At 55.8% G+C, this 24,174-nt stretch carries 19 protein-coding genes; 6 read left to right on the forward strand and 13 right to left on the reverse strand.

All coding sequences use genetic code 11. From position 1 onward, the window contains the following. Both K5905_RS04105 and K5905_RS04110 read right to left on the reverse strand, forming a co-directional pair. On the reverse strand, positions 1-2,778 hold a 2,778-nt coding region (locus K5905_RS04105), incomplete at its 3' end, for an efflux RND transporter permease subunit (RefSeq protein WP_297580580.1). Continuing rightward, the gene (locus tag K5905_RS04110; RefSeq protein WP_297580582.1) at positions 2,775-4,148 is read right to left on the reverse strand and encodes an efflux RND transporter periplasmic adaptor subunit; all 1,374 of its coding nucleotides are present in this window, start codon (positions 4,146-4,148) and stop codon (positions 2,775-2,777) included. The genes K5905_RS04110 and K5905_RS04105, both read right to left, overlap by 4 nt. Positions 4,149-4,583: 435 nt before the next feature. Between K5905_RS04110 and K5905_RS04115 the strand changes: the two genes are divergently transcribed. Beyond that, a complete protein-coding gene (locus K5905_RS04115; RefSeq protein ID WP_297580584.1) occupies positions 4,584-5,144 on the forward strand; it encodes a TetR/AcrR family transcriptional regulator in 561 nt (186 codons plus the stop codon). An 8-nt stretch (positions 5,145-5,152) separates the two neighbouring features. Here K5905_RS04115 and K5905_RS04120 read toward each other — a convergent pair whose 3' ends face one another. Continuing rightward, on the reverse strand, positions 5,153-6,028 hold the full coding sequence (locus K5905_RS04120) for a TIGR01459 family HAD-type hydrolase (RefSeq protein WP_297580585.1): 876 nt from the start codon (positions 6,026-6,028) through the stop codon (positions 5,153-5,155). 113 nt (positions 6,029-6,141) lie between these two features. Here K5905_RS04120 and mutL point away from each other — a divergent pair, with 113 nt between their 5' ends. Both mutL and K5905_RS04130 read left to right on the forward strand, forming a co-directional pair. Beyond that, on the forward strand, positions 6,142-8,049 hold the full coding sequence (gene mutL / locus K5905_RS04125) for a DNA mismatch repair endonuclease MutL (RefSeq protein WP_297580587.1): 1,908 nt from the start codon (positions 6,142-6,144) through the stop codon (positions 8,047-8,049). A gap of 66 nt (positions 8,050-8,115) precedes the next feature. Beyond that, complete coding sequence (locus K5905_RS04130) at positions 8,116-9,006, forward strand: alpha/beta hydrolase (RefSeq protein ID WP_297580589.1); 891 nt, start codon at positions 8,116-8,118, stop codon at positions 9,004-9,006. A gap of 93 nt (positions 9,007-9,099) precedes the next feature. Here K5905_RS04130 and K5905_RS04135 read toward each other — a convergent pair whose 3' ends face one another. Together K5905_RS04135 and K5905_RS04140 are read right to left on the reverse strand one after the other, a co-directional pair. Beyond that, entirely contained in the window at positions 9,100-10,287 is a 1,188-nt protein-coding gene (locus K5905_RS04135) for a porin (protein ID WP_297580591.1), read from the reverse strand. Between the two features lie 146 nt (positions 10,288-10,433). After that, positions 10,434-10,901 carry a nucleoside deaminase gene (locus tag K5905_RS04140; RefSeq protein ID WP_297580593.1) on the reverse strand — a complete coding sequence of 156 codons (468 nt, stop codon included), beginning with the start codon at positions 10,899-10,901 and terminating at the stop codon, positions 10,434-10,436. Positions 10,902-11,091: 190 nt separating this feature from the next. On the opposite strand from K5905_RS04140, the gene K5905_RS04145 reads away from it, so the two are divergent. Both K5905_RS04145 and rsmD read left to right on the forward strand, forming a co-directional pair. Beyond that, the gene (locus K5905_RS04145) at positions 11,092-12,420 is read left to right on the forward strand and encodes a pseudouridine synthase (RefSeq protein WP_297580596.1); all 1,329 of its coding nucleotides are present in this window, start codon (positions 11,092-11,094) and stop codon (positions 12,418-12,420) included. Continuing rightward, a complete protein-coding gene (gene rsmD, locus K5905_RS04150; protein WP_297580598.1) occupies positions 12,417-12,980 on the forward strand; it encodes a 16S rRNA (guanine(966)-N(2))-methyltransferase RsmD in 564 nt (187 codons plus the stop codon). Before K5905_RS04145 ends, rsmD begins: the two co-directional genes overlap by 4 nt. 65 nt (positions 12,981-13,045) lie before the next feature. Here rsmD and K5905_RS04155 read toward each other — a convergent pair whose 3' ends face one another. The 7 genes from K5905_RS04155 to K5905_RS04185 all read right to left on the reverse strand — a co-directional run bounded on the left by K5905_RS04155 (position 13,046) and on the right by K5905_RS04185 (position 22,206). Next, positions 13,046-13,906: an MBL fold metallo-hydrolase gene (locus tag K5905_RS04155; RefSeq protein WP_297580600.1), complete on the reverse strand. Its 861-nt coding sequence runs from the start codon at positions 13,904-13,906 to the stop codon at positions 13,046-13,048. Positions 13,907-14,113: 207 nt separating this feature from the next. After that, positions 14,114-14,416 (reverse strand): hypothetical protein, encoded by a 303-nt coding sequence (locus tag K5905_RS04160; protein ID WP_297580603.1) that lies wholly within the window; start codon positions 14,414-14,416, stop codon positions 14,114-14,116. A 152-nt stretch (positions 14,417-14,568) separates the two neighbouring features. Beyond that, positions 14,569-15,423: a patatin-like phospholipase family protein gene (locus K5905_RS04165; RefSeq protein ID WP_297580605.1), complete on the reverse strand. Its 855-nt coding sequence runs from the start codon at positions 15,421-15,423 to the stop codon at positions 14,569-14,571. Between the two features lie 135 nt (positions 15,424-15,558). Further along, complete coding sequence (locus K5905_RS04170) at positions 15,559-18,747, reverse strand: EAL domain-containing protein (RefSeq protein ID WP_297580607.1); 3,189 nt, start codon at positions 18,745-18,747, stop codon at positions 15,559-15,561. Positions 18,748-19,013: 266 nt separating this feature from the next. After that, positions 19,014-19,919 (reverse strand): alpha/beta hydrolase, encoded by a 906-nt coding sequence (locus K5905_RS04175; protein WP_297580609.1) that lies wholly within the window; start codon positions 19,917-19,919, stop codon positions 19,014-19,016. Positions 19,920-20,006: 87 nt separating this feature from the next. Continuing rightward, positions 20,007-21,284: a phosphoribosylamine--glycine ligase gene (gene purD, locus K5905_RS04180; RefSeq protein ID WP_297580611.1), complete on the reverse strand. Its 1,278-nt coding sequence runs from the start codon at positions 21,282-21,284 to the stop codon at positions 20,007-20,009. A gap of 181 nt (positions 21,285-21,465) precedes the next feature. Next, a complete protein-coding gene (locus tag K5905_RS04185) occupies positions 21,466-22,206 on the reverse strand; it encodes a PEBP family protein (protein WP_297580613.1) in 741 nt (246 codons plus the stop codon). Between the two features lie 159 nt (positions 22,207-22,365). Here K5905_RS04185 and ubiA point away from each other — a divergent pair, with 159 nt between their 5' ends. Next, positions 22,366-23,310: a 4-hydroxybenzoate octaprenyltransferase gene (ubiA, locus tag K5905_RS04190; RefSeq protein ID WP_297580615.1), complete on the forward strand. Its 945-nt coding sequence runs from the start codon at positions 22,366-22,368 to the stop codon at positions 23,308-23,310. 52 nt (positions 23,311-23,362) lie between these two features. Here the strand turns inward: ubiA and K5905_RS04195 are convergent, their stop codons facing one another. Further along, positions 23,363-23,953: a DUF6101 family protein gene (locus K5905_RS04195; RefSeq protein ID WP_297580617.1), complete on the reverse strand. Its 591-nt coding sequence runs from the start codon at positions 23,951-23,953 to the stop codon at positions 23,363-23,365. Positions 23,954-24,174 lie beyond the last annotated feature (221 nt).

A 24,174-nucleotide genomic window follows, 5' to 3' on the forward strand; every position in this document is an offset into this window, starting at 1 on the left:
CACAATCCCTGCAAGTGAAATGAATCCGAGCATGCTTGGAAGCGTGAAATCGATGCCCATGAGCAGGTGACCCCAGACCGCACCGATCAATGCAAATGGGATAAGGACCATGACCACGATGGGTTCAGCGTAACTTCTGAACTGAAAACTCAGCAGTATGAAGACGAAGATCAGGCCGGTGCCAAGCGCCGTTGCCATGGAAGCCTGCGTCTTGGCTCCTTCGGCATTTTGTCCTTCGGTGGAGGCTGTAAGTCCTGGGTGGGTCTCAACAAGTTGCGGAACAAACCGCTTTTCCGTGTCGGTGACGACTTCATTTGCATTGGCAACGCCGAGAAGAACGTCGCCGGTGATCGTTACGGTTGGAACCCGGTCGATCCGATTGATACGTGTGAAACTGCGATCTGAGAGAATGTCGGCAACGGTTCCAAGTGGAACCCGGTTTCCTGACGGGGTCTCGATTGTGAACAGCTCAAGGTCACCAAGACTGTTCCGGTCGGCAATGTCCAGGCGGACATCGACTTCAAATTTCTCCGCGCCGACTTGAACTTCATCGGCGGTGATGCCGTTGTAAGCTCCTTTGAGTTGATCCGCGATCTCCTTGGCATCGAGACCGACGGCTCCGGCACCGTCCTTGAGAGAAAGGGCAAGCTCCGGTTTGCCAAGGCTCAGGTCGTCCGAAATGTTGTAAACGCCGTCATAGCCCCTCAGCCATTGTTGCAGTTCGGCGGACGCCCGGTCGAGAACATGGGGATCACTATGGGACAAACGCAATTCAATGGCGCGACCGGCCGGGCCGACGCTGCTTTCGGTAATGACAATCCGTCGGACATCCAGTGTGTCGGGCATTTCCCGGCGCCAGGCAGTCAGGATTTCCTGGTTTCCCACTTCCCGCAACGCGCCCTCGATAAGATCGATGTTGAGCGTTGCAAGATGAGCCCCGTTCGTGCCGGCGTCGTTATTTTCGTTAAAGCGCACCAGAACGTTCTTCAGCAGGGAAGTTCCGCCGGGATTGCGCGGCGAAAGCTGCTGATCCATACGTTCCAATGCGGAAATGGTTTCAGCGACAACGGCCCTTGTATCGTTCAGCGTTGCGCTGGCGGGAAGCTCTATCCTTGCTTCGATCTGGTCGCCTTCAACATTTGGAAATGCCTGAAACTTAACCAGTCCACCCGCCAGCAGCGCGATCGTGCTCAAAAAGACCATGATGCAAAAGCCAACCGTGAAATAGCGATTGCGGACCGCCCAGGCAGCGCTTGGGCCAACAAAGTGTTCACGCAGCCATGTCACACCGGCTTCCGCTCTGCGTGTCACGAAATTCGGCTTGTCGGACGCGGCATGCGACAAGTGATTGGGCAGGATCAGGAATGCCTCGATCAGCGAAATCACAAGAACCAGCAGCATGACAATCGGGATGACCCGCAAAAGATCACCGATGTCTCCGCTGATAAACGCCAGAGCTCCGAAGATCGCGGCAGTCGTGAGGAAGGAAGAGAGCACGCCGGGGGCGACTTGCAGGGTTCCCTGGACAGCAGCCTCAAGAGCAGAAAGTCCCTGATGGCGTTTGGTCGCGATGTTCTCCGAAATCACGATCGCATCGTCCATCATGATGCCAACAACGATCAGCAGCGCCACCATCGACAACATGTTGATGGTCAGCCCAAGCAGTGACATGACGGCCAAGGCACCAAGGAAAGAGACAGGCAATCCCATGCCGATCCAGAAAGCCTGGCGGCCGCCGAAGAAAATCCACATGGCAAGGACCACGAGTGCAAGTCCCTGGAGCGAATTGTTGACCAGCATCCAGAGGCGGTCTTTCAGGGCGATGGACCCATCGTTGATGACGGTGAGCTTGATGCCCGGGGCGGTTCGGGCCTGTTCGTCTTCGATAAAGGCCTTCACTCGGTCGACGACTTGAATAAGGTCGTCGCTGCGTGTCATCGAGATGTCCAGCACCGCAGCCAGTTCACCGTTAAGGCGGGTTTCCACCTCTTCATCCTCGAAGAGGTCCGAGATGGTGGCGATGTCGCCGAGTGTGATCTGTCCGCCTTGAGCTGAAGAGGCGACGACAACCGATGCGTAGGAATCGGCTGCAAAGCGCTCGTCGGCAAAGCGCAGAAGGATGGATCCGCCTTCGGAGGTAATTTCACCCGATGGTGTGTTGATGTTTTGCCGGGACAGGGTGTTGGCGATTTCAGACAGCGTAAGACCGAGCTCGCGGGCGGCCGCATCACGTATCTCGATCCGGAATTGACGATCGGAAAAACCTGAGATTTCGACCTGTGGAATGCCACCGAACTGCAGCATGCGTTCCTTGACCGCTTCGGCATAGTTCTTGAGTTGTGGTTTGTCCCTGATACCGGTGATGACGACAGAGGTCGCATCGCTCAGCCGCCCGGCTTCCTCGACGATCGGGTCTTCGACATCATCCGGAAAGTCCGAGATGGCGTTGATTTCCCTGTCGACATCCAGCATGAGCTGGTTGATGTCCTTGCCTTCGACAATGCTGACAGTGGCCAGGGCCAGGCTTTCCCGCGCGTCGCATTTCAACTCGCGAATGTTTTCGACACCGTCCAGCGCGTCCTCAATCCGGCGGCATACGGTCCGATCCACATCCGAAGAGGTTGCGCCGGGATAGGCGACGTTGATCGTTATGTCCTTGATCGGAATCTGCGGAAAGGTCTCCATCAGAAGGTTCGGAATATTGAGGAGGCCAAGAACGATAAGACCCGCCATAAGCAGATTGGCAGCAGTTGGATGCTTGGCGAAATAGCGGATCATTTCTGGCTGTCCCCCGCTTCGCTCGAGTGGCCTGAAGCCAGGGTCAGGCTGTGACCGGCACTTTCGTCTTCCACAGGAGACAGCAACATGTTTTCGATGACTGGCGAAACGTCGCTGATGACCACGCGTGTTCCTTCAGACAACGGTTTCTTGAGCACCACGATGTCGGCAAACCGGTAGGCGATGTAGACATCCCGCAACTGCAGGCGTTGGTCGTCGGAAACAGTCATGATCTTGCCGTTCAAGACCGCGTTGCGCGGCAGGACGGTCTGCTCCGGCAGGGCTTGGGCAGAGAGTTCCACCTCCGCGAACATGCCCTTGACGAGCGGAGGCTTCACGGCGGGCCGCAGAGTATCGTAGGGTTTGTCGACGGAGACGATCAGTCCGACCGATCTTGTGTCCGGATCAACCGTGTCGCTGATCCGTTTGACCCTAGCGTCCCATGTGGCAGAATTGCCGGCGGAGCCGACCTTGACGACGGCGTCAAGCCTGTCCAGTTGACTGAGAGCGTCCTGCACGCCTTCCTCGGTCTCAAGCTGTCCGGCAAACACGAGATTGGCGAAGCCGGACATGTTCGTGGGGCTGATCTGAACGTCAATGTCGGCTGCATCCACTCCGTCCAATTCACCGATCGATGTGCCTGCGGCGACAAACTGATCGATTTCTATTCCGACTGAGGCAACTCGGGCATCAAACGGGGCTTTGATCGTGGTCCGGGACAGGTTCAGTTGCGCCGTTTCCAGGCGAACTTCATTCTTGCGCTTGGCTTGTTCAAGCGCTTTGCGTTTCACTGGATTGAGGGCAATCTCGTTTTCAAGGTCTTGCACAACCGTCCTTTGCTGCAAGACAGCAGCTTCCTGGTTTTCGACCTGTTGATCGGAGATCACTTTTCTCTGCAACAGCGTCTTCAGACGTGCCAGTTCCCGCTCCTCAAGATCAAGCACTGCTTTTGAAATTTCGAGTGACTTCTTCTGGGTCGTCAGCGTGACGTCGAGCTCTTCAAGGTCGACATTGGCACTTGCGATGTCTGTCTCGGCTTCGGCAATCTCCAGTTCGTAGTCTTCCGGTGACAACGTCACAAGGATATCCCCATTGGAAACGAAGTCGCCCCGTTTGAAGTTCGGATTGATAAACGTCACCCGCCCGGAGACCTGGGCAATCGCGTCAAGTGTGCGCGAAGGTTCGACCGTGCCGTAACCTATGACACGCGGCACAAAGGATTGAGGAGTTGAGGTGACAACCCGGACGACAGTTGCCGTTTCTTCAATCTCCGAACGCTTCGGAGCTTCCCGGCCGCTGACAGCATAGAAAAGCAGGGCGGCACCAACGGCGATTGGCGGAATGATCAGGGCTTTTCGCAGCAACGACACGTCAATACTCCTGGTTCGGACGATGGACAAAGGTGGATTTCAGTAAAACGTGTTTCAACGGATTTCCGTTCGAAATGTTCCTCTGGCGTCATATTGAAGAGATTCGCACCGGCACTCTTGATGGAAGATCGGAATATCGAAGACATGCGCAGCGGATATTTTCGTCATGGAAATTGGCCACTGTTTGCGTTTCCTCATGGACTGATTTGCCGACGGAAGCTTCAGTCACTATTACTCTTTCGGTTTCCGGGATCGAGATGAAAGTAATATCTCTCATTGGATCAGCGGCAGAATGAATGAAAGTAATGACTTGCAATACGGCAAGGATCTAATTATTGCAAGTGGATACTTGCAATAATGCATGATAATCTTATTGCAAGTTTGCGCTTGCAGGTGGCGCACCGCGACCAGACAGGCGGGTGAGGGGCAAGTGTAGTGCCAAAACGCATCGACATAGACGCTGTCTATTTTGCGACGCTTGAACTGTTTTGCGAGCGGGGTTATGGGGCAACCACAACCAAGGAAATTGCCGCGCGGGCAGATGTCAACGAAGTCACGTTGTTCCGGCGCTTTGGGTCAAAGGCAGCGCTGATTGAGGCCGCAATTCGCCATGGCCTGACCAATTCACCGTTCGGTCAGCTCGAAGCCGGTGACGACGTGCAGGCAGACATGCTCGAGATTGTGCGGTCTTACTTGTCTGCGTATCAGCATTTCGGAGAACTTGTGCTCACGCTGATCGCACAGCTTTCCCACTATCCTGAGCTGCGGGGGGCTGCCGAAGCCCTGATGCCAAACATGCAAAATGTTTCGCGCATCATCGCCTGTCACCAGGAAGCGGGCCGGATAAAACCCGGAAACCCTTTTCAGATGTCGCTCAACCTGATCGCGCCACTCGCTGTGACGGGGTTCATGAATCAATCAGGTCTTGGACCCGGCCATGAAGGGCTTGATGTGGAGGAGCATGTCCGGAATTTTCTGAACGGACACGCTCTATAGTCACCGATTTACCACCAGAGCCGCGGCAGCGCAGCGCGGGCTCGCAGGCCTTCCTCTGTCAGGCGGCGGCGGATCAGATGTTCATCGGGAGCATCGCTAGGACCGAAATCCGATGCGTGAATGCCTGCGGTAATGAAAAGCACGTCAATATCCTGGGCGACGGCACCGCGAATATCCGTTGGCAACCCGTCGCCAACGGCCAGAACTTCTTCCTTGGCAAGGTCTTCCCCGACAAGACCTTCCAGACGTTTCATGGCAACCTTGTAGATCGGCGTGTGTGGCTTTCCAAGAATGGTGACATCGCCGCCGAGATCTTCATATAACCGCGCGAGTGCTCCGGCGCACCAGACGAGGCGGTCCCCCCGTTCGACAACGATGTCCGGGTTGGCACAGATCATCGGCAGTTTGCGGTCGGCAAGTTTCTGCAGGCGATCACGGTAGTCGTCCGGGGTTTCGTTTTCATCATCCACAAGACCCGTGCAGCTGATCGCCTCGGAAATTTCGTCGTCGGTCGTAAAGGTCGCTTCCAGATCCCAGTAGAGCGGTTGGTCCCGGTTCGGACCGATATGCAATATGGTCTTGCTGCCCTGGGCAATGAGGACTTCCCGGGTCACGTCACCTGAAGTGACAATGTAATCGTAAGCTTCGGCAGGCACTCCAAGCTTGGTGAGCATTTCGCCGACCTGTTTCGCAGGGCGTGGAGCGTTTGTGATCAGCACGACCTTTCCACCGGCTTCTTCGCGATATCGCCTCAAGGCCTTGTGGGCTTCCTCAAATGCCGACACGCCATTGTGCAGCACACCCCAGACATCACATAAAATACCCTTATATGAGGGGGCAAGGGCATTGAGCCCGTCAACAAGAAGCGGTGCAGAAACGGTCATGGTGGGTCACTCGGATCACGATTGGTCTGGTAATCTCTGGAAAGAATCGAGACAAACTCGGCGCGGACCATATAGGAAGTGACCGCAGTGCGAAACCGAGTAGAGGGAGTTTCATGCAAGTCAGGCAACTTGGCGAACAGGTGATCAACCAGATCGCCGCCGGTGAAGTGATCGAGCGGCCGGCAAGCGTCATCAAGGAACTGGTTGAAAATGCCGTTGATGCCGGCGCGACGAATATCGAGATCGTCACCGCCGCCGGTGGTAAAACCTTGATGCGCGTCGCCGACGATGGCGCGGGCATGCGTCAGGGTGACCTTCGTCTTGCGATCCGCCGCCACTGCACTTCAAAGATTTCGGATGACGATCTGTTTGACATCCGGACGCTCGGATTTCGCGGGGAAGCCCTGCCGTCGATCGGCTCGGTTGCACGCCTTGCTATCCAGACGCGCCACAGTGAAGAGGATCACGCCTGGGCCATTGCCGTGGAAGGCGGCAAGGAACAAGCCATTGCCCCGGCAGCACGGACAAAGGGGACCCAGGTTGAAGTGCGCGATCTCTTCTTCGCAACCCCGGCAAGACTGAAATTCCTGAAATCCGACCGGGCGGAGGCTTCGGCGATCACCGAAATCGTCAAACGGATCGCGCTCGCCTATCCTCAGATCGGTTTTTCCCTTTCTGGAGCGGACCGTCAGGCCCAGAGCTGGCCCGCGGCACGGGGCGATGAACCGCATCTCGCGCGCATTGCACAGATCCTGGGGCAGGACTTTGTCGACAATGCCATGGAAATTGACGCAGAACGGGAAAACGTTCGTCTGTCGGGATTTGCGGGATTGCCGACGCATCATCGTGGCAATGCCCAGCATCAGTTCTTTTTTGTCAACGGACGTCCCGTCAAGGACAAGCTGTTGCTTTCCGGCCTTCGAGGCGCCTATGCCGACGTTCTGGCCAGAGACAGGCATCCTGTTGTTGTCCTGTTCATTGATCTGGATCCTTCCCAAGTCGACGTCAATGTCCATCCGGCGAAGGCCGATGTGCGATTTCGAGATTCCCAACTGGTGCGCGGACTTCTTGTCGGCGCGATCAAGCATGCGCTGGTTCAGTCCGGACACAGATCGTCGACCTCAAATGCATCTGTCGCATTGGACGCTCTCCGGCCACAGGACACGCCGTTTGATGTCCCGCCTTCCGCCGGTCATGCCGCCGGTAGCAATTCAGCACGCGGAAATTGGCAAGGAGGAGGACAGGCCCATACCCGGCCGGACGCAGGACAGGCCTGGCAACCTGATGCCTTCCGGCCGCTAGAGCGCGGTTCTGCGACAATGTCCGGTTTTGCCGAAGACCTGCAGCCGGTATCCCAAACCCAGAACGGCTTTGCCGAAATGGCATCCCCCTCGGCGGATGCTCGTGCGCATGACCAGCCGATTGAAAACGAAAAAACCGTTTTACCTCTCGGGGCTGCGCGCGCCCAGGTACATGAGACCTACATCATTTCCCAGACGGAAGATGGTGTCGTCATTGTCGATCAGCACGCGGCACATGAGCGTCTTGTTTATGAGCGGTTGAAAGAGGCACTCGCAATAAAGGACGTTTCCCGCCAGATCCTTTTGATCCCCGAGATTGTCGAACTGACCGAAGAAGACGCGACCCGCCTTGCGGAAAAGGCTGACGACCTGGAAAAGGTTGGCCTGAGTCTCGAAGCTTTTGGTCCCGGTGCTATCGCAGTCAGAGAGACACCCGCAATCCTGGGAGACATGGATATTCAGGGCATGGTCAAGAGCCTTGCGGACGAACTTGCCGAATGGGACACCGCTGAGGGGCTTAAGGAAAAACTCGACCATGTTGCCGCCACGATGGCATGCCATGGCTCCGTCCGCGCTGGCAGGCGCATGCGACCGGAAGAGATGGATGCCTTGCTGCGCGACATGGAGGCAACTCCGCTGTCAGGACAATGCAATCACGGCAGGCCGACTTGGGTGGAACTTAAACTGTCGGATATCGAAAAACTTTTTGGCAGAAAATAGCGCAAGAATTTGATCGGCAGAGGGCGGCTGCGCGTAGCCGAAACAGAAAAACACAAGGAATGTCGCATGGCCGAAACGGAAACAGGCAACACGCACCAAACGCCGGAGAGAGCATCAGGCCTCTGGTCGAAATTCAAGAAAACCCTTCTTGCCCTGATTGTCATTGTCGCGTTCGCTTATGTGGCGGCAGCCGGATACATGTATGTCAATCAGCGCGGCTTCGTTTTTGTTCCGAGCGGTGAGCTGGAAACGCCGGCTGAAAGAGGTCTTGAAGGTGTTACCGTTGAAACGGTCGAAATGGTGGATGGCACCGATGTAACGGTCTGGAGCGCTGAACCATCAACGTCGGGAGCACCCACCGTGCTTTATTTCCACGGCAATTCCAAGAATGTCTCCACGCGCTCAAGCAGGTTCAAGCAGATTCTCGACAGTGGTTACGGGCTCTATGCACCCAGTTACCGAGGTTACGCCGGCAGTGAAGGGAGCCCGTCCGAAAGGGCATTCATTTCCGACGCCCTGGAGCATTACGACAGGCTGGCAGCGACCGGAACTGCGGTGATCGTTCATGGTGAAAGCCTGGGGACAGGTGTGGCGACCGCCGTTGTCGAGCAACGTCCTGAAGCCGGCCTTCTCGTGCTTGAAGCGCCCTATACGGCTCTGGTCGATATGGCATATGCAGAATATCCCTGGTTGCCTGTCGGTCTGCTCATGAAGGATCAGATGCCGACACGTGAGCGCATCGGCAATGTCAAGGCACCTGTATTGATCATTCACGGAACCGCTGATCAGGTTATTCCCGTTGAGCATGGTCAGCGCTTGTTTGAGCGGGCTGTCGATCCCAAACATTTGAAGATTGTCGAAGGTGTCGGTCACAGCGACCTGTGGAAGAACGGCCTGTGGTCGGAAGTCATCAAAAACTGGGAAAGTGCAGCCTACGGAACGGGGAGTTCCGGCTGACCTGAAAGCTTTTCATTGTGCAGCATAGCTTTGCAAAACAAGAAAGCCCCGGGCCAGACACCCGGGGCTTTTTATCTTCAAATTACAACGGGATCAGAAAGTGCGCTGCAGACGGAAGGTGCCATAAAGCTCTGTCTTGTCGCTCAACCCGGATGCACGGTTGTAGTCCACGTTGCGATACTGGAACTCCGGACCCATGATGAAACCGGAGACAGGCTCCCAGACGACGTTTGCAGTCGCATCCCACTGAGTGAAGTCGTAGGCGCTCGTGCCGCCATCCACATTGTGGTAGCCACCCTCGATATTCGCCTCGATTGTGTTTGTCAGACCAAGGCTGAGCCCGCCGAAGATGTTCCAGGTCTTGGTTGTATCGGTGTCGGTGCCGGTAAAGACCCCATCGGTGATACGGCTGTCCCATCCCGTGGATCCATAGGCGCTTGCTCCGTCCGTATAGACTGCCTGCAGGGCAACGCTGCCACCGTTTGCAAGACCGCCGAAATCAATCTCGACACCCGCGCCGACAGCCCAACCGAGTTCGTCTTCGGAACTTCCGGTCACGCCGTTATAGGTCGCATTTGGATAAGCTTGGTGAAGAGCGCCCATGACCTGGGCTTCCCCCCAGCCCTGGTTTACGCCAAGTGCTGCGACAAAGTCCGGTATCCGGGTGCCGCCGTAGGCCTGTGTGCCGTTATTGAGACCGAAGCTGGTTTCACGGCCGGAACGGTCTTCCACTGCGAGCGTCGCGTTGAATCCGTTGCCGAAGGCAAAGGTATAGGCTGCCTGATTGAGGGTCGCGTCGCTGTAGCTCTCGATCTGGGCGTTGTAGGAATATCCGGTGAAGAAGTCGAAGTTGGAGCTGTTGCGGCCGGCAAGCAATCCGCCCCACTGGATGTAGGTCTTGTCCATGGTGAACGACGTGTTGTCGTCATTGGTTGCTGTGCCATACATCTCGATGAAACTGCGCAGCGTGCCGAATTCGGTCGCTGTGCGGGCATCAAGATAAAGATAGCCACGGGCGCGCCACTGATATCCATCCGTGTCACGGTCACCCCAGGAATTCGGCGAATCGCCGAAGTTTCGGACGCGGAATTCGGTACGGACCCGGCCGCCGACGCGCAGGCACGTTTCGGTTCCAGGAATATAGTAGAAGCGCGCGCCGTATGCGTCACAGACACGAACATAGTCGATGGGCTCAGGCGCCACGGGCAGATCGGCGGCTTGTGCTGGATTTATCGCGGCAATGAGACCTGTGAGAGCCCCGAGAACAGCAAAACGAGTCATTTGACACTCCGAGAATGCGGAATTACCCCCAAGACCAATATGACGTTGTTCGGTGACAATTGGCATATCGAAAACAATTCTAAATTGCCTTTGCGGCACATTTCGCGTGTGATGTTGTATTTGTGCAACCAGTATTTTCCCGGATGCTATCGCTTTGCCTGGAAAAAGGCTTTCAGGATTTGCGCTGCCGGAATTTCACCGATCCCGGAGTAAACTTCCGGTGTATGGTGACAGGTTGCCTGGCGGAAAAAGCGTGTCCCGTTGTCTACGGCTCCGCCTTTTTCGTCACCTGCACCAAAATAAAGCCTGCGGATCCGGGCAAAGGATATTGCAGCCGCACACATCGGGCAGGGCTCGAGCGTCACGTAGAGGTCGCATTCCGGCAGGCGCTGAGACGCCAGCGCTTCGCAGGCAGCCCGGATCACGAGGATCTCCGCATGCCCTGTCGGATCATTCAGTTCCAGGGTCCGATTGCCGTTCCGGGCGAGGATTTTGCCGTCTTTCACAAGCACAGCACCGACGGGAACTTCTCCTCTGGCGGCTGCCATACGGGCTTCTTCCAGTGCCAGGTCCATGAAGGTCCGGGACGTGTTTTCGGAATTCGGCACTGTCATTCGATTCAGGATCTTGTGTTGTGAATTCTGTCTGTTGGATACCGCAATGGCGATGCTTGTCCAATCAGGCAACTCCAATCAGGCAACCTAGACATTAAATGGCAGCTATGCATTCACAAATGGGCGCCCTTGCACAAAATGGGGACAACAAGCGATTCCCGAAACGCTTCGGCTCTGCTATGACGCGCGCATGACAACAAAAAAGACATCTTCCAAGCGACCTGGTCCCACTGGGGATCGTGGGCGCGCAAAGCGCACTCCGGAAAAGCGGCGTCCATCGCCGCAGGGTGCAAAAAAGGCAGAGCCGAAACCGGCTGCGCGTCAGTCGGATGACACGCTCGGCCGTGGCGAGCGTGTTGCCAAGGTCATGGCGCGTGCAGGCTTGTGCTCTCGCCGGGAAGCCGAAACCTGGATCGAAAATGGCCGAGTGCAGCTGAATGGCAATGTGCTGACAACGCCTGCCGTGACGGTGACCGCCAACGACAAGGTGCTGGTGGACGGGAAACCGCTGCCGACGCGGGAACGGACACGTTTGTGGCTCTACCACAAGCCGCGAGGGTTGGTGACCACCAACAAGGACCCCGAAGGCCGGCCTACAGTCTTTGAAAGACTGCCGGATGAGCTTCCCAGAGTGCTGACCGTCGGGCGCCTGGACATCAATACACAAGGATTGCTGTTGCTCACCAATGATGGCGGGCTGGCACGGGTTCTTGAACTGCCCTCCACCGGCTGGCTGCGCCGCTACCGGGTTCGCGCTTTTGGCAAGGTCACTCAGGCCGATCTCGACAACTTGAGTGAGGGTGTCGCCATCGACGGCGTTCTATACGGCGCGATTGAAGCCACACTCGACAAGGAGCAGGGTGACAATGTCTGGATGACTGTCGGCCTGCGCGAAGGTAAGAACCGCGAAGTTAAACGCGTTCTGGAGCACCTGGGACTGGCGGTGAACCGCCTGATCCGCATCTCCTATGGTCCGTTTCAGCTGATGGATTTGCCGGAAGGCGATGTTCGCGAGATTCGCGGTCGGGTGCTGCGTGATCAGCTTGGGGACGCACTTGCGGAAGAAGCGGGCGCGGACTTCGATGCCCCGATCTTCCATCAGGCCAAGCAGGAACCGGAAAAGAAGTCCGTCGGTACCAAACGCAGTGGCGGAAAACCCGGAGAACGAAAAGAAGGTGGTCAGGGCAAATGGCTCACGGCCCGGGAAGGCAAATCCGAAACGGATCGCCGTAAAGCTGCGAAGTCTGACCGATCAGATCAAAAACAATCCAAGCGCAAGAATTCCGGAGCCCGGCAGGAAAAAGTCTCGCCGCGATCCAGGTTCAGGATGACGTCCGATCCCAAGCCGCGCAAGGACGCTGGCGAAGAGCGTCGGCCACCGAGACAGCGCCGGATCTGGGGAGATGACGGCCTGATGGAAGACAAACAACAGGAAGTTCGCTCCGAGCAGGACAAGAAAGATCGTCGCGGCCCCTCAAAAGCTGGGCGTCGTCCGCGAGGTGGTGGAGACCGTTCGTGAGAATAGTTTCCGGACGTTTCAAGGGAGCGGCTCTGGCCACGCCGAAGTCGCAAGAAACCCGACCGACAAGTGATCGGCTCCGGGAAACGATCTTCAATATTCTCGGCCATGGTCTGGACGTTGATCTCGACGGAGCACGTGTTCTGGATCTTTTTGCCGGAACCGGAGCGCTCGGCTTCGAGGCAATCAGCCGAGGTGCCCGTCATTGCACGTTCATCGAAGAAGGCGCGGAAGCACGCGGCGTGATACGGCGCAACATGGAAACGCTGGGATTGAACGGCGTATCCAAGATTTTCCGCAGGGACGCCACCCGACTTGGCGACGCCGGTACGATTGAAGCGTTTGATCTGGTCTTTGCCGATCCCCCATATGACAAGGGACTGGGTGAACGGGCTTTGGCATCGGCAGCGGCCGGAGGCTGGCTGAAGCCCGGTGCTACCTGTGTTCTTGAAGAACGCGCGTCTGCCGATGTTGCCGTTCCGGAGGGGTTCAGCGAAATCGACCGACGCCGGGCAGGTGATAGCCAGGTCGTCTTTGTGAGATTTGCATCTGCCGACTGACCGGTTTGTTGGGCCCCGGTTCGACCGGGTCCTATGATGAAGTCAGATTGACTGGGCCGGATTGATCAGGCGCCGCCTGGCATCATGATATATGCTGTTTTCTTTCTCGGCAGTGTGGACCTGCTGATGATGACGGTGGACGTATCAGCTCGCACAATGTCATATCCAGCTTCACTTGCCCGGCCGAGAAATGCCTGAAGCGCACCGGCAAAATGAAAGTGCATCGGGATGACCATGGCCGCCCCGACACTGTCAAGCACCTCCATGAGGCTGTCCAGACGCAGGGTCGACGAGTTGTCGATCGCCGCAAAGACGACATCGATCTGACCCAGCCGGGTAAGATCTTCCTGGGTAAGGCGATGGTGCAGATGTCCCAGATGGGCGATGCACAAATCGGCAATTTCAAAGATGAAGATAGAATTGCCCAAACGGCGTGTCTCTCCATCCCAGCCGCGGATGTTGGTTTGAATGTTGCGAATTCGCACATCTTCGACCGTCAGGTCGTGATCAATTGGTCCACCTTCCGGATTCCATCCATAAAGAAGGTGCTCGATCTCAGGGTCCGGGTTTAACGAATAATGCGTGGTATGGGCCCCGTTCATCGTGGCGACGGTCGGTGGCAGAAACGGACGGACACTGTCGTTATAGTCTGTGGCAATGCGCACGCCCTTGGGCGTTTCAAGTTCGAATGTCGAATGCCCGATATAGCGGACCTGAACTTCCCCTGCTTCAAGATTTGCCTGCCAGACACGGGCTTCTCCCGGGAGCGGCGACAAATAGGGGGCATCGGCAACAAGCTGGCAGACAGCGAAGGCCGGCTGTGCGAACATCGACAGTGTGGCAATCGCGGCCATGGCAGCCGCCAGACGGCCAGTGCGAAAGAACCGCTGAATTCCTCGGAGAATTTCGGTAACGTCCGGAGCCATATTGCCAGGTCCCTGTTCATTGCCTACCAGGTTCAAGTGTAGTGGCAAGATTGCTCACGGCAAGCAACTTCGTCGTTTTCCTGAAGAGGAACCTCAATTTCGACAGTTCGCCAAAAGAAAAGGCAACCGTGTCACGCAGAAACCTGCGCAGGCGGTTGCCTGAGGTGGGGGCGGGAGGGAGGAAGAACCAGCCCCGAAATGATCTTTCTAAACCGTGTAAAGGCTGACCGGAGCCCTGCCTCCATGAGCACGATTGCCGGATTGCCTGTCGGAAGAAGTATCTTCACGGTTTGCTTGCGCATGTATCAACTCGCCCGCATGACCGGCTTCCGTTACCAGGCTTTGCCGACTGCATTGCGCTGCCAGGGAAAGTCCCAGCTGACGAAAATGCGAGCGCCTATAGCAATAGACCGCAAGTGCGGCACGTTGATTTTCGCTCAGTTGACTGCTGACATCCGCAACAGCGCTTAAGGTAGCGTCGAGCAATCGCTTCATTAGATCGTCCGACACCGGACAATTTTCCAAATCAGTTGACCATGAATGCCGCATGAAACTTTCCCCCCAGATGAGGAAAGTGTTTAGGTATTGAGTTAATTCTTTATTAAATCACGGGTAAATCTCGAATTGTTGAAGTTGTCTCGCGAAATTTACCTATGTGAAAATCAAGTAATTTCAACTGGTTGCTTTACGAGTTTTTCCAGCTGTTCTTTGGTGGATTTCCTCAAGGCTTCAGCCTTGTCCAAAATACGCTCGGCCTTCATGAAATCCAGAACGCGAACTGTGTCGTGCGGAGGCCGAACCAATATATCCGGCTGTTCTAATTTGAGTTTTTGCGTTGTGATTGTCTGCATGAGGATCTGGGATGACCCAAACAGCGAGTCCAGCATATTGATATCGCCGTTATCGGTACGTGGAACCGGAGCGCCCACGACGTCGACCGCGATCACGATGTCACAAGTGTCCCGCAATCCATCAAATGGCAATGGATTGACCACACCGCCATCTATCAGGAAACGATCACCATGCCGAACCGGGCGAAAGACAGCCGGGATCGCTATGGAAGCTGCAATAGCGGGCAGAAGCGGACCCGATTCGAAATCCACTTCCTTGCAGCCGTAAAAATCCGTTGCGAGCAGTCGCAGGGGAATTTCGAGGTCTTCAAATCCTGCGGGCAGATACTCTTTGATAAACACTTCAAGTACGCGTTCGGGATCGAACTGAACCGGTCCGGACCGGAACATGTCCGCAAAGCGCTTGGGTCTAAGCTGCCACAATCTGGAAAGCACGCTGTTGCGATCTGCGAATATGTCGAGAACGATTTGCCGGATTTCCTGGCCGCTTCGCCCGCTGGCATAAGCAGCCCCCAGAATGGCTCCGATAGAGGTTCCTGCGATCTTGGTGGGTTTCAACCCCATGTCGTCCAGCGCTTCGAGAACCGGTATGTGAGCAAGTCCACGAGCACCACCACCGCCAAGCGCAAGTCCTATGCGGGGCTGGGAATGGAACGGAGCTGGCATTTTGCGGGTTTTCCCTTTCGATGGCATGCTCATGCACATGGTGTCTGAAGACCCGTTTGCCAAGCGACTGGCGCGCGCAGAGGACAGAGGTTTCTGTGCACCGTCATGCCCTGGAGAACATTTTGTGGTTATGCCTTAGATGACGAAATAGAGATCGTCAGCCGATTCCGACATCCAGTCGGTTGCCCTGTCGAAAGTCATCGGCTTTGCAATGAGATATCCCTGGATCGAGAAGTCACCCATCATCCGCAAGCGGTCATACTGGGCTTCTGTCTCCACACCTTCGCAGACAATGCCGATATTCAGCGATCGGGCCAGATGAATGAGCTGATTGACGACCGCTTCCTTCTTCGGATCCTCAACCATCTGCTTTGTAAACGAGCGATCGATTTTCAGACCGTTGATCGGCAGATCCGCAACATGCGTCAAGGACGCATATCCGGTCCCAAAGTCATCAAGCTCCACATGGACACCAAGCTCAAAGAGTTCCTTGAGTGCCTTCAGGTGACCTGAAGGCGTGTCATTCAGGAACACCGATTCCAGCACTTCGGCGGTCACTCTGCGCGGTTCGATACCGTACTTGGCCATACCGGCCTTGAAGTGGTCGACCAAAAGTCCGGAAGCCAGATGCGATTGTGAGACATTTATCGAAACACGGCCGAATTCCAGGCCGGCATCAAGCCAGCTTCTGGCTGCGGCCAGGGATTTGTCGATAACGATTTCCCCAAGGATCGGCGCCAGATTGGTCTTCTCGACAACAGGCAAAAATGCAGAAGGCTGAATGATCCCCTGTTCAGGATGATTCCAGCGGATTAGCGCCTCGACCCCGGTGATTGTTTGGGAACGCAGGTTTACCTGCGGCTGGTACATCAGGAAGAACTCGTCATTTTTCACGGCGTCGTGAAGCTCCCGTTCGACGCGGGCTTCTGTTTCGCTGTCAGCCTTCATGTCCGGCCTGAAAAATGTGTATCGGTCCTTGCCGTTTTCCTTCGACTGGTAGAGTGCGAGATCGGCATTGACCAGAAGCGTGTCAAAGTCTGCCGCGTCCTCTGGGCATAATGCGATGCCCATGCTGACCGTCGGCCAGAATCGGTTGCCGCTGAACTCCATTGGCATGCGCATTAGACGGCGTGCGCGCTCGCACAATTCATTGGGATCCGAAGTGTGGCTGTCTGCGATGATCACAAATTCGTCGCCGCCCCAGCGATAGGGGGTGCCCAGGCCCCGGGAGACTTCGCGCAGCCGGCGACCGGTTTCCTCCAGGCAATGGTCTCCTGCCAGATGGCCGAGCGTGTCATTGACGCGCTTGAAGCCATCCATGTCCACATGAACCAGGAAGGAGGGTTTGTCAGACCGTGCAAAACGCTCCTTTGCATCCCGCTGACAGCCCGCCCGGTTCGATAGTTTTGTCAGGGGATCGAAATAAGCCAGGCGTTCCGCGCGAACCTTCGCCTCACGGGTCTCCGTCTCCCGCTGCACGCGTTCCGACACGTCATTGGCGATGGCAACGAAAAGTTTACGGTCGTGGTCCTTCAGAAACTGGACTTGCAGATCGACCGGATATTCACTCCCGTCCTTCCGGCGGTGGAGGCTTTCAACCGTCAGGCTGTCCCTTGCTCCTGTGAGAAGGGGCTTCACATTCCGGCGCACCTTGTCCTGGTCGTAGACAGGATTGATGTTCCAGATGCTGCGAGCCTCCAGTTCCTCCATGCTGTAGCCAAGATTTTTCAGAGCGCATTTGTTTGCATACTCGATTTCGAAGCTGTCGGCATTCAGGATATAGATCTCGTTAAGCGACGATTCCAGAATATTGGCGAGCAAATGGCTTTGCCGCTCCGCCTTCCAGCGATCGGTAATGTCGTGAACGGTTCCAACGACTTTTGCGGCCTTGCCGTCCGGACCGGCAAGCACATAGCCGCGAACATGGAGGTAGCGAACGGTATTTTTGTCCACGATCAGAGAATGTTCGAAATCGAATTCCCCGCAGCAGTCGATGGCGTTCTGGACCATCATTTTGGCAGCCTGGAACTCATGTGTTGGAATTTGAGAATAGACTTTGTCTATGATCTGGCTTGAAGAAGAATTCGGAGAAATATTCATGATCCGGAAGTATTCTTCCGTGCACTGGACTTCGTTCGTCGCGACGTTGCGTTCCCAGCTCCCCACGCTTGCAATTCGTTGGGCTTCAAGCAGCTGCACTGCGTTGTGCTCAAGCTTTTGCGTGTAATTGTGAACTTCCGCCTCCAGTCTCTCACGCGTCAGCTGAACGGACGACTGAAGACGGGACAAAAGACGGCGAATGACCATCCAGGACAGAAGTGCAAGTCCGAAACCTGCCAGGAGCGAAAACAGGGTTCCACGCAGGAATGCGCCAACATGTTCTGTGACGTCCTTGACGAGAACCAGCTTCATGTGCGCGGCATTTTTTCCGAGCATAATCGGCAGGTCTCGAAGCATGAAAACCTTGTTGTTCTGAAAATAGAACCGGTTCAGCTGATCCAGCCCTGCGGTATCCAGGTTCAGGACGTCGAAATTGAAGCCCGCGGGTGAAAGTTCCCCAATGACCTTATAGAAACCGTCGCCTGATCCTTCGGTTCCCGCTGTCGTAACTTCACAAATCTTGACGATCTGCGCGTTCACGGCAGAACTGGCAAGTGCGAGCGAGCGTTCTATGTCGATCGCAAGTTTGAGATAGCCGAGCAGTTGCCCCTTGGCGAACCAGGGGTGAAAGACACTGAGGACGACCTTGTTGTCCTTGTCCAACTCGATACCATTCGACTTGCTAAGCAGGCTGGCGGCCAGATCTTCCTGATAGGCCGGGTTGGACGAGCTGGAAACTCCAGATCCCTTCGCATGATAAAGAAGATTCTGGTTGGCCGCGTAAATTGAGAATTCGGATATATCCAGCGCGCCGGATCTCTTGGCAAAGACACTGTCCGCGACTTGCTTGATCTGCTCAAGATTGCCTTCGCGGATCGCGTCTTGCAGCATGGTATTTTTGCTGATTGTCTGGGCAACCTGATTGAGTGTCTCCGACCCTAGCGCCCGCTGCTGCATCAAGAGGCGCTCGGCCGTCGCCGCGATCAGGTTCTGGGGTTCATTCAAATTCCGGTATTCTGAGACGATGTTCTGAATGGTGAGGACGAAAACCGTCAGGAACAGAAACGACAGAAAAACCATCCGCAACGGTTTTTCGAATTGGGTATCGTCGGCGCGCCACCGGCGCAAGGCACGGTCCAGGAGGGTATCGAGACGGTTGAGGCGCGACTTGCCGCCTCTCGGGTCACCCTTATCCCCTAGATCATTGCTGCCCAAAACTTGCACCCACACCCCCGGCGCCCAATGCCGAATTCATTCCGGCAAGGATGTTTGCTGAATAGAATTGTCACTTGAGAGTGGCAAACTACTGCAAACAATCACCGCCATTTTTCTTAATAACTAGAAATCCTTAAATTGTGTTGAATGGATTTCTTAAAAGCCATTAAGAATAGAATTGCGTGCACCAAAATCTGCTTGGCTTTGCAGGGCAGTGGCACAATAAATTGATGAGACGATGCGGTTTGACGGAAATAGAATTCCGACTTTTTCCATCACTGTGTGAAGAACTCCTGCAACGCTTCATAGGTTGCTTCAGGGGCTTCTTCGGGTATGAAATGACCACAGGGAAGGGCTTGGCCTTTGACATCGTCGCACCATTTCCCCCAAACCTCGAGTGGATCATCAACACTCGTGGCTATGCCCTTGTCGCCCCAGAGTGCCAATAGAGGCGCCTGGATCTTGTTGCCCGCATCAAGGTCGGCTTTGTCATGCTCATAATCAATGGTGGCGCCGGCCCGGTAGTCTTCACAGGTTGCGGCAATTCGCTCAGGGTCGCGAAACCAGTCGCGATTCTGCGCAAGGGCAACTTTGGAAAAGCAATCCAGGTTCTTAGCACCTGTCCAGCCGGCCAGCGTGTATTCCAGAAACCAGATCGGCGAACCTGCAATGAGCGTTTCGGGAACCGGAGCGGGCTGCGCCAGAAACATCCAGTGATAGATCTTGAGGCCGAAGGTCCTGTCCATCCTGTCCCAATAATCCGATGTTGGCAGGATATCGAGCACAGCCAGTCGCTCAACTGCGTTGGGATGATCCAGCGCCAGGCGGTAACCGACGCGGCCACCCCGGTCGTGACCGACAACGCCGAAGCTGCTGTGGCCCAATGTGCGCATCAATTCAATCATGGACTGCGCCATGCTGCGTTTGGAATAGGCCTCGTGATCGCTGCTCAGGGGAGGGATGGAGGATCTTCCGTAGCCCGGCAGATCAGGCATGACCAATGTGAAACTTTCAGCAAGCTTCGGGGCGATCTTGTGCCAGATCTCATTGGATTGAGGATAACCATGCAGCAGCAGAAGGGCCGGGCCGGTGCCTCCGACCCGGCAGGATAGACGGACTTTGCCGGTGTCGACGGTGATGCTGTCAAAACCCGGATAGAGGTCCGGCAACGCGTTTTCCATTTGAGCCTCCCAACCAGATGCTGGCTGGAAAGCTACCTGACAAATTCACCAATTACCAAACCATAAAGGTACTCTTAGGCGAAAGTATCAGCTTCCGTTTTCGCGGGCGATTGCGCGCCATCCGATGTCGCTCCGGCAGAAGCCTTCGGGCCAATCGATCTTGTCGATTGCGGCATAGGCAACACTCTTGGCTTCACCGACATTCGCACCCAGTGCCGTCACGTTCAGAACCCGGCCGCCATTTGCCAATACACGTTCGCCATCGCTTTTGGTACCTGCGTGAAAAACCTCGAGATTGGCGGCGCTCAATGGGGTCAGGCCCTTGATCTCAGTACCCTTGTCGTAACTTCCGGGATATCCCTTTGCCGCCATCACAACGGAAAGGGCAGCTTCTTTGCTCCACTCCGCGGAGACCTGGTCGAGGGTACCGTCAGCGCTTGCAAGCAGGAGGTCAAGCAGGTCGGATTTCAGCCGCATCATCAGGACCTGACATTCCGGATCTCCGAAGCGGGTGTTGTATTCGATCAGCTTCGGGCCATCGGCCGTCATCATCAGCCCGGCGTAAAGAACCCCCTTGAAAGGAGTGCCTCGATTGGCAAGCGTTCGGATGGTGGGTTCAATGATCCGCTGCATCACATCCGCAATCAGCGCATCTGTCAGAACCGGAGCAGGGGAATACGCTCCCATCCCCCCGGTATTGGGGCCTTCATCACCGTCAAAGGCCCGCTTGTGGTCCTGAGCCGTTGCAAGAGGTAGAGCGTTTTCACCGTCGGACAGAACGAAGAAACTGGCTTCTTCACCGTCGAGAAACTCTTCAATCACCACCTCGGCACCCGCCGCGCCGAACGACCCTTCGAAGCAGGCAGTTACAGCCTCTTCCGCTTCTTCCTGTGTCATCGCGACAACGACACCCTTACCGGCTGCGAGACCGTCGGCCTTGACGACAATAGGCGCGCCCTTTTCACGGACGTAAGCAAGCGCCGCGTCCAGATTGTCGAACCGGCCGTAGCCGGCCGTCGGAATGGTAGCTTCGTCGCAAACGCCTTTCGTGAAGGCCTTCGATCCTTCGAGCTGAGCTGCAGCCTTGCTGGGACCGAACGACTTGATGCCTGCGGCATCCAGATCATCTACCAGGCCCGCCACCAGTGGTGCTTCCGGTCCAACGACCACCAGATCGATGTCGTTGTTCCGGCAGAATGCGACCACCGACTGATGATCCGAAAAATCCAGGTCGCACAGTTCGGCAACTTTTGCGATACCCGCATTCCCTGGTGCCGCGTAGAGCTTGGTCAGTTTGGGAGATTTCGCCAAGGCCCACGCAAGAGCGTGTTCGCGACCACCGGATCCGATTAGAAGGAGTTTCATGAATTGTCAGTCTCTTGAAGCCAGTTGACGTAAAGTGGCTGCCATGCGTCCAACCGGATAACACCAGCCCTGTTGCTGCGCGGTCTAACACGGGCACCGGAGCGCCGCAATTGGTGAGAGAGGGGAGCCTGAAGACCGTTCCCCCGGAAATTGTTCATCCCCGGGGGAGGGTTGAAGCCGGTTAGCCGCCGACTGTCACTCGACAGTAGAGGATGTTGTCCTTCTTGAGATCAGGTCCCCAGATCAGTTTTGCCGAAGCGTCCCAGGAAACCCGGTCATACCCGTCTTTCGGACGGACATCGCTTTCACGGTGGACACTTGCCCGAGGCCAGGAACTGTCGTTGAAGTCGGGAGCCATCCAGTTCCCCGGGACTGAAGTCAGGGTTTCTGCGCAGTTGGCCAGAGCAACATCCGGATTGTTTTCTCGCTCACAGGAATTGTCGGCCGGAGCCGATTGCACCGTGATGCAACGCCAGTTCGATCCTGTTGCAGTCAAAAGCTTGCCGGTGGACATGTCCTTGAACTGGGCGATGGCACCGCCGTCTCCCATCTGCTGGCGCCGGCTGCCGATATATTCAAGACCGGTGTTGTTTTCCATGAAATCCCGGAATTCGAATGCGATTGTCATGGGATAATCGGCATTGAACTCAAAACGTTCTGCGTTGAAGGAGCGCTCGGTTTTGATGGAAACGCTGTCTTCCAGCAGTGGCTCGCCGTTGATGTACAGCTTGAACCAGTTGTCCACCCAGACTTCGCCCAGCACCTGATGCGCACCTGAGGACTTGATGGTGCTTTCGTTCAGGTCAGGACCCTTGCCACCGGGTGGCGGCGGCTTTTGCGCGAAAGATGCGGCGGGAACGGCTGAAAGTCCTATGCAAATAGCTAGAATAAGAGATGTCGTATGCGTTTTGGTGGAATTCACAATAATACTCCTGTTCTCCCCACTCGAGCGGCACTATGACCAAATGCAGGATGTATTTCATCCAAAATATCGGTAAAAGAGCCAAGGATGACAGCGATGGAGCGGCAACAGGACGTTGCATGCGCTCATTCTCTCAAGAGTATTCAGGCAGGCCGTTGAATGTTTTTCTCAACAAAAGATACCGGACCGGTCGCTGACGCGGTGAAGCGGCATTGGGTCGACACCAGATTGCCTGCAACTTTACGGCCCTATGCCCGCCTGGCGCGTTGGGAGCGCCCAATCGGTTGGTGGCTTCTGCTTTGGCCCTGCTGGTGGTCGGCTGCGCTGGCCGCGATTGCCGCCGGGAACGGTTGGCCGTATCCCTGGCATCTGGTTCTGTTTTTTGTCGGCGCGGTTGCGATGCGCGGGGCAGGATGCACCTACAACGACATTGTCGATGTCGATATTGATGACAAGGTTGAGCGAACCCGCTCCAGGCCCATTCCCGCCGGTCAGGTGAGCAAGGGGCAGGCGAAAATCTTTCTTGTCGTTCAGGCACTCGTCGGGCTGGCGGTCCTGCTGCAGTTCAACACTTTCACGATCGCGCTGGGCGTCGCCTCGCTGTTGCCGGTTGCTATTTACCCGTTCATGAAGCGCGTAACCAATTGGCCGCAACTGTTTTTGGGGCTGGCTTTTTCCTGGGGTGCATTCATGGGTTGGGCAGCCGTGTTCGGCTCGCTGTCCTGGGCTCCAGTCTTTCTTTATATCGGCGGAATCTGCTGGACGATCGGATATGACACGATCTACGCCCATCAGGACAAGGAAGACGATGCGCTGGTGGGCGTCAGATCTACCGCTCGACTGTTCGGAGACCGGACCAAACCTGCGTTGATCCTACTCTACACGCTTGCAACGGTCCTCTTTGCTATCGCGGCCACTTTAGCAGATGCAGGACCCGCTGCTTTTGCCGGCATCCTCTTCGGCGTCATTCATCTTGGCTGGCAGGTTACCGTTCTGGACATTGATGATGGTGACCAATGCTTAAAACTGTTCCGCTCCAACACCACCTATGGCTGGGTCTTGTTTGCCGGATTTGTGGTCGATGCCTTGATTGGCCGGTTCTAACGCAAAAGGCTCCGCGTGACGGAGCCTTTGAAGTCACCAGGGATGAGCGCGTCTAGGTTCGCGCTATGATTTCCCGCTCTTTTGCGTGACAGACAGTTGATTGACCGCAATCGCCGGAAACACGCTTGTTCAAAAAACGTGGGCGACGGCCTGTCAGAAGGCGCAGCTTTCTGCGCGGGGCCGGGCTGGCGGCCGGAACGGCACTGAAGGCTTCTATGGGCTTGACCTTGCCGCCGAGGTCGCAGACGAGCATCGGCAGGTTCAAGGTCTGTGCCCAACGGCTCCAAAGTGTTGCAAGATCATCGGATTTTTCAGTTTCCGCCAGCGTGATTGAAAGCGCGCTGTCGGGGTGTTTCAGGATCAATGCCGCGACAATCTCTCCAGGTGCTGAACCTGGAACGATGCGGACCATCACACCGTCGAACCCGGATGCGGGAACAACAACCGTGACAGGCACGCCCGCAACCCGCCGTTTGATTACAGCTTTGTCGCGGTCGAGAAAAATTTCTGCAGGAAGAGAAGGTGTGCCCGGTCGGGATTCAAGTCTTTGCTCGAAACTGACCGGCAGGCAACCGGGGTGCGGCATCGTTTGCACGCTGGTCCCGGTTGCCATCTGCTCCTGTATTTCTGTTTGACGTCTCAATTGACTCTCCGTCGGACCTTTTGGTCTCTTGATGCAATTGAAGGTAACGGAGAAAGATCGTGAACTACTTAAGATATACGGTTAAAAAACTGTGATTTTAAAGAGGGTTACTGGAGTGTAAGCAAGCCGGTAATGTCTCGTTCACCTGTGTGGCGAAAGGCTGGAGCGGTCCTCGTTCACAACACACCCGGCAACGGGAGCAAAAGCAACCTGTCACCAAT

The sequence above is a fragment of the Roseibium sp. genome (genome assembly GCF_025698965.1).
In the GTDB taxonomy this organism is placed as follows: domain Bacteria; phylum Pseudomonadota; class Alphaproteobacteria; order Rhizobiales; family Stappiaceae; genus Roseibium.

Coding starts and splice junctions, on each gene's coding strand:
- K5905_RS04120 (WP_297580585.1), bottom strand. CDS start 6,028: ATGACCGTTTCTGCACCGCTTCTTGTTGACGGGCTCAATGCCCTTGCC.
- mutL (WP_297580587.1), top strand. CDS start 6,142: ATGCAAGTCAGGCAACTTGGCGAACAGGTGATCAACCAGATCGCCGCC.
- K5905_RS04130 (WP_297580589.1), top strand. CDS start 8,116: ATGGCCGAAACGGAAACAGGCAACACGCACCAAACGCCGGAGAGAGCA.
- K5905_RS04135 (WP_297580591.1), bottom strand. CDS start 10,287: ATGACTCGTTTTGCTGTTCTCGGGGCTCTCACAGGTCTCATTGCCGCG.
- K5905_RS04140 (WP_297580593.1), bottom strand. CDS start 10,901: ATGACAGTGCCGAATTCCGAAAACACGTCCCGGACCTTCATGGACCTG.
- K5905_RS04145 (WP_297580596.1), top strand. CDS start 11,092: ATGACAACAAAAAAGACATCTTCCAAGCGACCTGGTCCCACTGGGGAT.
- K5905_RS04155 (WP_297580600.1), bottom strand. CDS start 13,906: ATGGCTCCGGACGTTACCGAAATTCTCCGAGGAATTCAGCGGTTCTTT.
- K5905_RS04165 (WP_297580605.1), bottom strand. CDS start 15,423: ATGCCAGCTCCGTTCCATTCCCAGCCCCGCATAGGACTTGCGCTTGGC.
- K5905_RS04175 (WP_297580609.1), bottom strand. CDS start 19,919: ATGGAAAACGCGTTGCCGGACCTCTATCCGGGTTTTGACAGCATCACC.
- purD (WP_297580611.1), bottom strand. CDS start 21,284: ATGAAACTCCTTCTAATCGGATCCGGTGGTCGCGAACACGCTCTTGCG.
- ubiA (WP_297580615.1), top strand. CDS start 22,366: ATGTTTTTCTCAACAAAAGATACCGGACCGGTCGCTGACGCGGTGAAG.